General features: G+C 55.7%; 8 protein-coding genes. All 8 read right to left on the reverse strand.

The features are described 5' to 3' along the window. Positions 1-13 precede the first annotated feature (13 nt). Positions 14-2,167, reverse strand: a complete 2,154-nt coding sequence (locus tag C1713_RS08480) for a hypothetical protein (protein WP_102493642.1) — start codon at positions 2,165-2,167, stop codon at positions 14-16. Next, positions 2,157-2,936, reverse strand: a complete 780-nt coding sequence (locus C1713_RS08485; protein ID WP_102493643.1) for a ribonuclease HII — start codon at positions 2,934-2,936, stop codon at positions 2,157-2,159. The genes C1713_RS08480 and C1713_RS08485 overlap by 11 nt, the downstream gene beginning before the upstream one ends. A 26-nt stretch (positions 2,937-2,962) precedes the next feature. Beyond that, entirely contained in the window at positions 2,963-3,853 is an 891-nt protein-coding gene (gene ylqF, locus C1713_RS08490; RefSeq protein WP_102494061.1) for a ribosome biogenesis GTPase YlqF, read from the reverse strand. Between the two features lie 70 nt (positions 3,854-3,923). Beyond that, entirely contained in the window at positions 3,924-4,415 is a 492-nt protein-coding gene (locus tag C1713_RS08495) for an SF0329 family protein (protein ID WP_102493644.1), read from the reverse strand. 237 nt (positions 4,416-4,652) lie between these two features. Then, positions 4,653-7,097, reverse strand: a complete 2,445-nt coding sequence (locus C1713_RS08500; protein WP_102493645.1) for a DNA internalization-related competence protein ComEC/Rec2 — start codon at positions 7,095-7,097, stop codon at positions 4,653-4,655. Then, positions 7,094-7,660: a helix-hairpin-helix domain-containing protein gene (locus C1713_RS08505; protein WP_102493646.1), complete on the reverse strand. Its 567-nt coding sequence runs from the start codon at positions 7,658-7,660 to the stop codon at positions 7,094-7,096. Before C1713_RS08505 ends, C1713_RS08500 begins: the two co-directional genes overlap by 4 nt. A gap of 26 nt (positions 7,661-7,686) precedes the next feature. Next, positions 7,687-8,481 (reverse strand): adenosylmethionine decarboxylase, encoded by a 795-nt coding sequence (speD, locus tag C1713_RS08510; protein WP_039980890.1) that lies wholly within the window; start codon positions 8,479-8,481, stop codon positions 7,687-7,689. 29 nt (positions 8,482-8,510) lie between these two features. Beyond that, positions 8,511-9,848, reverse strand: a complete 1,338-nt coding sequence (locus C1713_RS08515; RefSeq protein ID WP_102493647.1) for a replication-associated recombination protein A — start codon at positions 9,846-9,848, stop codon at positions 8,511-8,513. Between the last annotated feature and the right edge of the window lie 71 nt (positions 9,849-9,919).

Genomic DNA, 9,919 nt, shown 5'->3' on the forward strand with positions numbered 1-9,919 from the left:
ATGACTGTCATCATCAGTTCGTGAAGAAACGACGCTCACCTATCGCGCCGATCTGTATGCCCTCGATCACCAAAGAGGTTCCGTCAGCGGACTCACGTATACTGTCGAGTTCGTTACGGAACTCCCATGCGGCATCTGCATCAGAAAAATAGAGACGCATATCGACATGATTCTCTTCGTAGATGCGATTGATGAGTTCGACAGTGCCGATGTGATCCGTGAGAACACAGATTCTAAGCCACGTCTCTTTCTTGACCTGATCCGTCGCCTCATCCTTGTGGGACTCATCATAGACATGAATGTAGGCGGGATACTCGGTCTCTCCCATAAAGAGCGGCATCACATAGCTCATAGAGCGCTGTCCCGGCTGCGGTGCCGCATTCTCCCCCTCCAGTGAGTGACGCATGGTCAGAGCCAGTGCCGCGACATCCCGCCCCGCACGTCTGTATTGCTCCGCCGTCATCTTGCGCACCTTGACTAGATCGGCCATCTGCATAAAAGCCCATAGGCGCGGAAGATCCGGCATCTGCTGTTCAAACGCCGCTTGGCGGACGGTTCCCGGAATGTTCTGCTGCGTCAGCTGGATGAGTTGCTGGAGCTGCTTCGCATCACCTTCACTCAGTGTCTGCGTGCGTCCGCTGACGAAGTTCTGGAGCAAAAGTGTCTCGCGCTGGCTGAGATTTTCATTTTGCAGGAGCACGCGTGCCATGTCGCGAAGCGTGCTCATCATCTGCGGTACATTCTCCATGGGGCGTGTGATGAACTTCGGAATGAGCGTCGGCGTCTCGGCCGTCTTTACAGCATCTGAGCCCTGCATCGTGGAAGCTGGCGGCTGTGCCGCCGCTGTCTCCGCCCGTCCCGCTTGTGAACGGGCGACCTGCTCCGTGCTCTGAGGCGTTTGCTTTGCGGCTTCTGCGGTTCCTGTCCGCGCCTCTTCGCCAACGGGCTGACGAGCAGGATTCAGTGTCCCGCCCGTGCCGTCCTGACGCACTGGTGCACTGCCCTGCGGGAGAGGAGTCTCCTGCTGCACGGTAGTCTTCCCCTGCTGCGCAGCGTTTTCCTGCACCATCTCCGTGCCCTGCCCGCGCTGTGCCTCTGCCGCAGATAGAGAGGGCGTGGCATTGCCTTTCGTGCCGATACCGACTGCGGCAGTATCTGCCTGACGAAGTGCAGGGGCTTCCATTCCCTTTGCCGATGGTGCAGAGGAGCCCTCCCCCTGTTTTGCCCCCTGTGTAATGTTGTCGGCGGGAAGTTCCTCTGGGGCAGCCGCTGTATCCGATGCAGCTGTGGCAGCAGGCGCAGGATTTTGCATAGCTCCCGCTGCGGGTGCTGTCATGCGTACAGTCTGTCCACTTGCCGGCATCTGCGCCGCGCCCTCTTCTACGGAGAGTGCTGCGCTTCCCTGCTGCGGTGTTGCCTGTGCCTCTCCTGTCTGCACCGGTGACTGCGTCCCTCCCTGCTGCGGCATTGTCTGCTGCGTCGCCGCTCCCGCGTCACGTGGCATCAGCAGCTGAACCAGCTGATTTAGAAACGTCATGGAGGATGTACCGCCGCCGTTTGCCGCAGCGGGTGCAGCACCTGCACTTGCATTCAGCTGAGAGAGGACGGTCTGTAAATCCTTCGGGAGGAGTTCGGCGTTTCCTGTATCAATCAGCTGAAACGCGGCTTTCGTCAGCATGATCGGCTCAAATGTTCCGCCCGCATCCTTGGCAATGGCACTTTTCAACGCCGCAAGCAGGGTCGCCACGTCGTCGCTGACACGGGGAACTTCGTTTGTCTCCGCCATCGTTCCCATCTGATTCAACATCCGCGCCAGCGTCGTCAGCTGATCCGTCGAAAAGCGCTGACTTGCCGCCGTACTGCCAAGCCCCTGTGCAAGTGTGGACTCAATCGAAAAAGACTGCCGAATGATATTCCGTATGACCTCTTTGAGCTCCTGCGGAATCTGCTCAACATTCGTCTGCTGACGTCCGCTGATTTTGGACAGAACATCCGCCATACGGTCAATCGCAGTCTCAATGGACACGTTGGTACGCTGACTGAATGCCGCTGAGGCATTCTCCTGATCGCCGCGGCCTTGTACTCCTTCGGTCGGGCGTTCCGATGAAATCCGCTGTGGTGCGGAGACGGCAGCCGCTGCTGCAGTTGCATTTGCTTCAATCGGCACAGTATTCACAGCCTTTTCTGTTAGTTATCATCGAGCGAATGGGCTCGAACGTTTTACGATGCAATGGACAGATCCCATAGTTGCGGATCGCGTCGATATGTTCCTGTGTTCCATAGCCCTTGTGCTTAGCAAAGCCATACACTGGATACGCCTCGTCATACGTCAGCATCAGGCGATCTCGTGTCACTTTTGCCAAAACCGACGCCGCCGCGATTGATGCGGATTTGGCATCCCCTTTGACAATCGACTGTGATGCCATTCTCAGATGTGGAAGCGCCACAGCGTCAATCAGAACCTCCTGCGGTGTCGGCAGAAGCGCAGCGACAGCATCATACATCCCTTTACGTGTCGCCTCCAAGATGTTCATTCGGTCAATCGTCTCAGCGTCAATGAGCTCGACATGATAGGAAACAGCATCCGAAACGATTCTTTCGTAAAGCTCTTTCCGCACTTTTTCAGACAGCTTCTTTGAGTCGTTCAGGCGCAGAAGCAGGTACTCCTGCGGCAGAATCACCGCCGCTACTGCGACGGGACCCGCCAGAGGACCACGCCCAGCCTCATCCACACCGGCGACGATACAGTGCCCGCGCTCGGCGGCACAACGCTCATACGCATACATTGCATAGAGACGCGCACGCTCCTGCTGTGTACGTTCGTAACGGCGAAGAATCGCTTGGACGGTTTTTCGCGCGTCACATTTGCAGGTATTGAGGAAATCCTCCGTCACATCTCCGCGACGAAAAACGTCTTCTATCTCTTTTATCGTCATTTTCTCTGATTCCTTCACCGCACTGCTTATACTGATGGGATGCACGGCACTGCATCTAGAGAAATCCGCCCTAGTCTGCCACTCCGAAAATCCGACAAAATTACCTGCTCTGCCTTTTCGTAATCAATTTTGCCGCCAGCGCGGAGGCATCCGCGCTTTCGTCCAATGGCATCAAGCAGATCAATCCCCTCAGGCAGAGGTTCATCCAGTTGATAACGCGTACACAACGACTGCGGAGTGTCCTCTCTCAAACGATTCAGGAGAAGCAGCACCACACTTCCTACATCGTAAACATTGTCATTGATTGCCCCTGTAAATGCAAGATGAAGCGCCGCCTGCTGATCCTCAAATTTCGGCCAGAGGATGCCGGGCATATCCAGCAGCTCGAGCTGTGCACCAAGGCGAATCCACTGCTTTGCACGAGTCACACCGGGACGGTTCTCTACCTTTGTCTTCGTGCCGCCCGACAGCCGATTGATCAGTGACGACTTGCCGACATTCGGAATGCCGAGAATCATACAGCGTGCGGCACGTGGTTTCGCCCCATGCTGCACCAATTTATCCGTTTTTGGCTTTGCGCAGCGCGCAATCGCCTGTACGAGTTCCTTCGTTCCCTTCCCCTTCACGGCGTCCACGGGAACCGCAGAAAGCCCTTCTGCGGCATAATACTTGACCCACGCACGTGTCACATATTCATCCGCAAGATCCGCCTTGTTCAGCACGATGAGGCGCGGCTTCCCGCCCACAATCTCTCGCAGAACAGGATTTGCAGAACTCATCGGAATGCGCGCATCGAGGAGCTCTACCACCACATCCACCGACTTTAGATTCTCCTGAACCAGACGCTCCGCCTTCCGCATGTGCCCCGGGTACCACTGGAGACTGGGAATGTCGATTATGTTGTCGTTTTGCATCATATTTTTCATCCTGCCCTCTTTGAAATATGCCACGCGAAGATACATGCACAAAAAACGGATTTATTCCTCTCTACTCCAATTCTTCTGCCTTCGCACGGATGGCATAAAACTCCTGAAACACTGCTGGTTCTTCTGTGATGGATTCTTTCATTGCAAGCAGTCTCCTTTTCCCAACGCGCCGATCCAATACGGCAAATATGCGTACGAGCAAGTTTTCGCTCTTGAGGCTCGCTTCGATACATTGCTGCTCAAATTCCGTAAAGGCGCGATAGAATGAGCGTTGATCGAACACGCCCAACCGTAAGGCAGTGTCATCCATAAACGCAAATTCTTCTTTCATGCGTTTTTCGTAAGTTTCATCTTGTGGAAAACAATCTGCTTTCAGCCAATTATTGTAGTAACAGCCCTTGATGATTTCTTTTCCATTGTATCGTATAGCGGCACGTCCCTCGTGATCCGGGCTCCTGCTATACGATGTCGCATAATACTGAATATGCCCTCTGAGGCTCAGCGCCAGATAGTCCTTTTCGAGTTTTTTTCGGATTCCGCTCCAGCTTGCCATGTTTTCTTCTCCCAAGAAGCTGACACATCCATCCCGCTCATTTGGCTGGCAGGATGCCCTGTGACAGTGCGGATATTGTCTCTACGTGAATTCTGTCCTCAACTATAGTTTATTCTATCAGCCATTCTGTGAATGCGTCAAGTCTCACTCGGATGTCCTGCGGAAGTACGTTTCCAGTGCTGTGGTAATCCAAAGCAAAATCCCATGAGTGGGAGACAAAAGGGAAACCATAGGATGCTACTTTTCGTTCATTTCACGTATCAGTCGCCCCTCGGCAAAGGTTTCCACCGAGAGATGATGCCCGTCGGTATGAAAGACAATCGCGCCGTCCTCATCCGTTCGGAGCGTTTTTATGCCCATCCGATCATAGCGCTCCACCACGTCGGCATGCGGATGTCCGAAGCTGTTCCCTGCACCGACACAGTAGACGGCATACATGGGATGAACGGCACGGATAAATTCCTCTGAACTGGATGTATGCGAGCCATGATGCGGGATTTTTAGAACGGTTGCAGAGGCATCCGTGCCCGCACTGAGCATCTTCAGCTCATGTTCCCGAACGAGATCGCCCGTAAATAGGAAGGACGCATCACCGTAGCGGATACGGTAGACGTTCGACACCTCGTTGCCCGTCGCATTGTCCGATGGGTCACGTGCCGGTGCATAGATCACCTCCACGGTAACTCCGTCCAGGACAAAGGTCTCCCCCGCCTCCGCCCGGCTGAGTTTCGACAGCAGAGGATTTGCATCACCGAGGCGCATGCTCATGGCGTAGGCATGGCGTCCCTCATCCGCCGTATAGACGTGTTTTACCGGCAGACGGGAGAGAATCGCCCCCGCGCCTGCCGCATGGTCTTCGTGGGCATGCGAGAGAAAGATGTAGTCCACCTCGCGCACACCGTAGTGGAGAAGATAGGGAACATCGACGCGTGCGCCAACATCAAACGCACCGTCTCGCGTTCCGCCCGTATCAAAGAGCATCGCATGTCCGTGCGGCGTCACAACGAGGGCACAGTCCCCCTGCCCCACATCGATGAAGTGTACGGCCATCTCGCGCGGCATGATCATCCGCCACGCACACACACCGACAAGGAGGGCGAGACACAACACAGCGACAATATGGCGATATGCCAAGAGACGCGATAGGATCTTCCTGCGCATCTCGGATGGTGCACAGAGGATCAGGATCACCACATAATAGCAGACCGATGGGAAAAGCCCCATCGACGGCAGCCATACCTTGGACAGGGGAAGAGCTGCTAGGGCGCGTGTCAGCTCAAACGATATGCCGAGCAAGACGCTGTCAGCGGCAAAGAGAATGCTGCCGAGGAGCGGCAGGAGATAGGTGACAATACCGGCAAAGAGTCCCATGATGATGATGAGTTCAACGATGGGCACAACGATAAGATTGGCGAGGAGCGCGGAGATCGACACCTGATTGAAATACCATGCCAGTACGGGAAGCACCATGAGTTGCGCGGCAATCGTAATGGAAAAAGCCATAGAAACGAGGCGCGGCAGACGATGCACCTTTCCTGCGAGGACAGGGGCGAGGAAGAGAAGCCCTGCCGTCGCCAAAAAAGACAGCTGAAAACTGATGTGAAAGAGGAGCAGTGGCGACACCATAAGCATGAACAGCCCTGTCAAAAGGAGCAGATACTTTGCGTCGCGCTCGCGCCCGAGCACCAGTCCGATAAAGGCGGCCCCGCCCATGATGCCGGAGCGTACGGCAGGCGGTACCATACCCGCCAACAGAACATAGAAAAAAATCGCAGAAAGTACAGCAGCGGCACTGAGCCCTCGCGGCAGACGCAGGATCACAGCAATCCACGCAATCACGGCGGCAATCAGACTAATATGAGAACCGGACACGGACAGAATGTGAACGATCCCCGTTGTTGTATACGCCTCTAGCAGGGCGGGGTCGATTCCCTCATAGCCGCCGAACAGCATCGCAAAGATTGCCGCCGCATCTGTATGCGGCATGACCGCACGCATGTGCTCAAGATAGTGCGTACGAATCTCTGCCGCGCGGCGCATCCACTGCTCCCATAGAGAGATATCATCACGGGACTCGATGGATACACTCCCCCGATGTGCCGACAGAGAGGCCGTGATCCCCTGCGTGCGGAGGAGGAGCGCCGTGTCTATCTGCCCAGGATTTTGATATCCATGGGGGCGGCGAATCTTCCCCTCTGCCGTGATCCTGTCTCCAATGCGCCCCACATGCGGTGACGTATCCTCCTCCCGTTCATAGAGGAGCAGCTGTCCATTCGCCGTACGCTCTGCATTGCCTTGCCCCAGAGCGTATACCGCTGCAGTATAGCGAATCTGCCGCGACCCGTCCGTGCGCTCCGTGACGCGCGGCATCTCCGTGATGATCCCAGAGACAACAGTCTCCTCTCCTGCCGCACGAGATATATCCTGCGCCGGCAGCTCATACGCCCCCGCAAATCGAAACATCCCCGCAACGAAAAAAAGCCCCACAAACGCGATCCATGTTCGTTCATGCTGTTTCAGAACGAGGATAACGGAGGCTGAAAAAAAGATCAGGATGGCGGCGATAAGATAGATACGATGCACGGAAAGAGAGATACCGCAGCAGGCACCACAGACAATGCCGAGACAAAACACCGCCAGCAGCCCCATGAGGAAGCGCAGCGGGTGCTGTCCCGTTTTCATAGCGTCACACGATCTTTCAGTTTTTCAAATTTAGCCGCACCAATGCCGCGCACCTTCTTGATATCGTCGATGGACTGAAATGCGCCATTGCTCTCACGATACTCCACGATACGCGCAGACATGGCGGGACCGATGCCGGGCAGCTCCTGCAGCTCCTTCTCGGTCGCCGTGTTGAGATTGATCTTTCCGTCTGCCTGCCTGCCGGGAGATGCCGCCGCTCCCTTTTCTCCTGCATCGCGCAGACGCATGGGCACGCGAACCTGCATTCCGTCCTCAAGATGTGCCGCCATATTGATATGGTCAACATCTGCTGTCTCGATCACACCGCCGGCAGCATTCACCGCATCGGCGACGCGTTTGTCCTCATCCAGCGTGACCAGCCCGGGCTTCTTTACCTCACCCGAGACATAGACGGTAACCTTGCGCAGGGGCTCGACGTGCTCAGTCGTCGCCGCGTCGAGCGCGATGGCATCCTGCTCTCGATAGTAGCCGTAGGTCGCACCGATCAGGACAGCACCAAGCAGCGCCAGGAGAATCAAAAGCGATTTTTTATAGAGCGGCATCCGATCATCTCCCAGCACACAAATACCTAGTACACGTTTCTCCCGCTGAAGATCTCGATCATCTCGCGGCGCAGACTCGTACTGATGAGGAGCCGTGTCTTGGGCGGGATCTCATCGACATCCGTATTGAAGAGGTAGTTTTGGAGCTGCGGCTCCTTGATCAGCATCCGCGTATGGAAAAGGCTTGCCTGATAGAGGTTGATGTCCACGGCATCATACTCATCCAGCGTCTCCTGTTTGATAAACTCCTGGATGGAGGTCATCTTGCTGTCCATAAACAGCTTGCGTCCCTGCAGATCGCGCGTAAAGCCGCGTACACGATAGTCCATCGTGATGATGTCCGAGTCGAACTGACTGATGAGATAGTCCAGCGTCTGCAGCGGTGTAATCTCTCCGCAGGTCGCGACGTCGATATCCACGCGAAAGGTTGCAATGCTCGTATCGGGATGAAACTCAGGATAGGTATGTACGGTGACGTGGCTCTTGTCTAGATGGGCAAGTATCGTCTCCCCCGTCAGTGCTGTTCCGTTGACGGGCTTCTTGCTTCCCGAGATGACCGCTGCCTCCTCGGCGATGAGCATCGTCACGCTCGCTCCCTGCGGCTCGTAGTCCTGCTTTGCAATATTCAGGATCCGCGCACCGATCATATCGGTCACCTGCGAAAGAATCTTCGTGAGACGGTCGGAGTTGTACTGCTCATCAATGTACTTGATGTAATCCCGCTGCTCACGCGCCGACTTCGCATAGCAAATATCATAAATATTGAAACTCAGCGCCTTCGTCAGGTTGTTAAACCCGTACAGTTTCAGCTTCCCATCCAACGCAGGAGCTCCTTCCTCGTCATACATATTTATCCATTATTCTTCTTGGGGGCATGCTCTGCCTTCCACGCCTTGATCCACTCCAGCCGCTCCCGAAAACGGCTCTCCATTCCCTGATCCGTCGGCTGATAGTACGCGCGTCCCACCAACGCGTCCGGAAGACACTGCATATTGGTGATGTGCTCCTCTGCATCATGCGCATACTGATAGCCCTTGCCATAATCCAGATCCTTCATCAGCCGCGTCGGTGCATTCCGTATCACCAGCGGCACAGGCTCGGCGAGCATCATGCGGGCATCGGCCGCCGCCGCGAGATATGCCGTCTCCATGGCGTTCGATTTTGGTGCGAGCGAAAGATAGACGACAGCCTGCGTCAGATGGACGTTGCACTCGGGATACCCGATGTAGTGACATGCCTGATAGGCGGCGACGGCAAGCTCCAGCGCACGCGGGTCGGCAAGGCCAACATCCTCCGCAGCAAAACGCGTCACACGGCGTGCCACATAGAGTGGATCCTCCCCCGCCTCCAGCATCCGCGCGAGCCAATAAACTGCCGCATCCGGGTCTGAGTTACGCATGGACTTGTGAAGTGCTGAGATGAGATTATAGTGCTCCTCGCCGTTCTTGTCATAGAGCAGGGATTTTCGCGTAATGCACTGTGCGAGATTCTCCTCCGTGATGTATAACTCGCCATCCCGCTCATCCGCATTGAGGACGAGCATCTCGAGCGTCGAGAGCGCACTACGTGCATCACCGTTGGCAAAGGCGGCAACGGCAGTAATCCCATCATCGGACAGATGGATATGCATCTGCGACAGCTCTCTATCCGTTGCGATCGCATGGCGGAGGAGGTGTTCGATGTCGGCCTCCGTCAACCCCTGCAGGACAAAGACACGACAGCGCGAGAGCAGAGCGTTGTTGATCTCAAAGGAGGGATTTTCCGTGGTCGCGCCGATGAGGACAATGCTTCCCTTCTCCACAAACGGCAGAAACGCATCCTGCTGTGCCTTGTTAAAGCGATGAATCTCATCGACAAAGACAACGATGCGCTCCCCGTACATACGGCGCCGATCCGCCTCCTGCATCACCGTGCGGATCTCCTTGATCCCGCTCGTCACGGCAGAGAACGTGATGAACTCCGCCTTCGTACGCGCGGCGATGATCTGCGCCAGCGTTGTCTTGCCGACGCCGGGCGGTCCCCAGAAAATCATCGAGGTGATGCGGTCACTCTCAATGAGGCGGCGCAGTATCTTCCCCTGCCCCAGGAGATGCTCCTGCCCGACAAAGTCGTCAAGCGTGCGTGGACGAACGCGCTCCGCGAGCGGCTGATACGCCGCCCGTGCAAAGAGCCCCCCCTGTTCGTCCATAGCCATACCTCCTGCACAGATTCTTTCACTCTGAATTATCTCATAAAATGCACACTTAGGCAATAGAAAAA

Source organism: Centipeda felix, from assembly GCF_900186465.1.
Classification (GTDB): domain Bacteria; phylum Bacillota; class Negativicutes; order Selenomonadales; family Selenomonadaceae; genus Centipeda; species Centipeda felix.

Coding starts and splice junctions, on each gene's coding strand:
- ylqF (WP_102494061.1), bottom strand. CDS start 3,853: ATGATGCAAAACGACAACATAATCGACATTCCCAGTCTCCAGTGGTAC.
- C1713_RS08515 (WP_102493647.1), bottom strand. CDS start 9,848: ATGGACGAACAGGGGGGGCTCTTTGCACGGGCGGCGTATCAGCCGCTC.
- C1713_RS08500 (WP_102493645.1), bottom strand. CDS start 7,097: ATGAAAACGGGACAGCACCCGCTGCGCTTCCTCATGGGGCTGCTGGCG.
- C1713_RS08495 (WP_102493644.1), bottom strand. CDS start 4,415: ATGGCAAGCTGGAGCGGAATCCGAAAAAAACTCGAAAAGGACTATCTG.
- C1713_RS08485 (WP_102493643.1), bottom strand. CDS start 2,936: ATGACGATAAAAGAGATAGAAGACGTTTTTCGTCGCGGAGATGTGACG.
- C1713_RS08505 (WP_102493646.1), bottom strand. CDS start 7,660: ATGCCGCTCTATAAAAAATCGCTTTTGATTCTCCTGGCGCTGCTTGGT.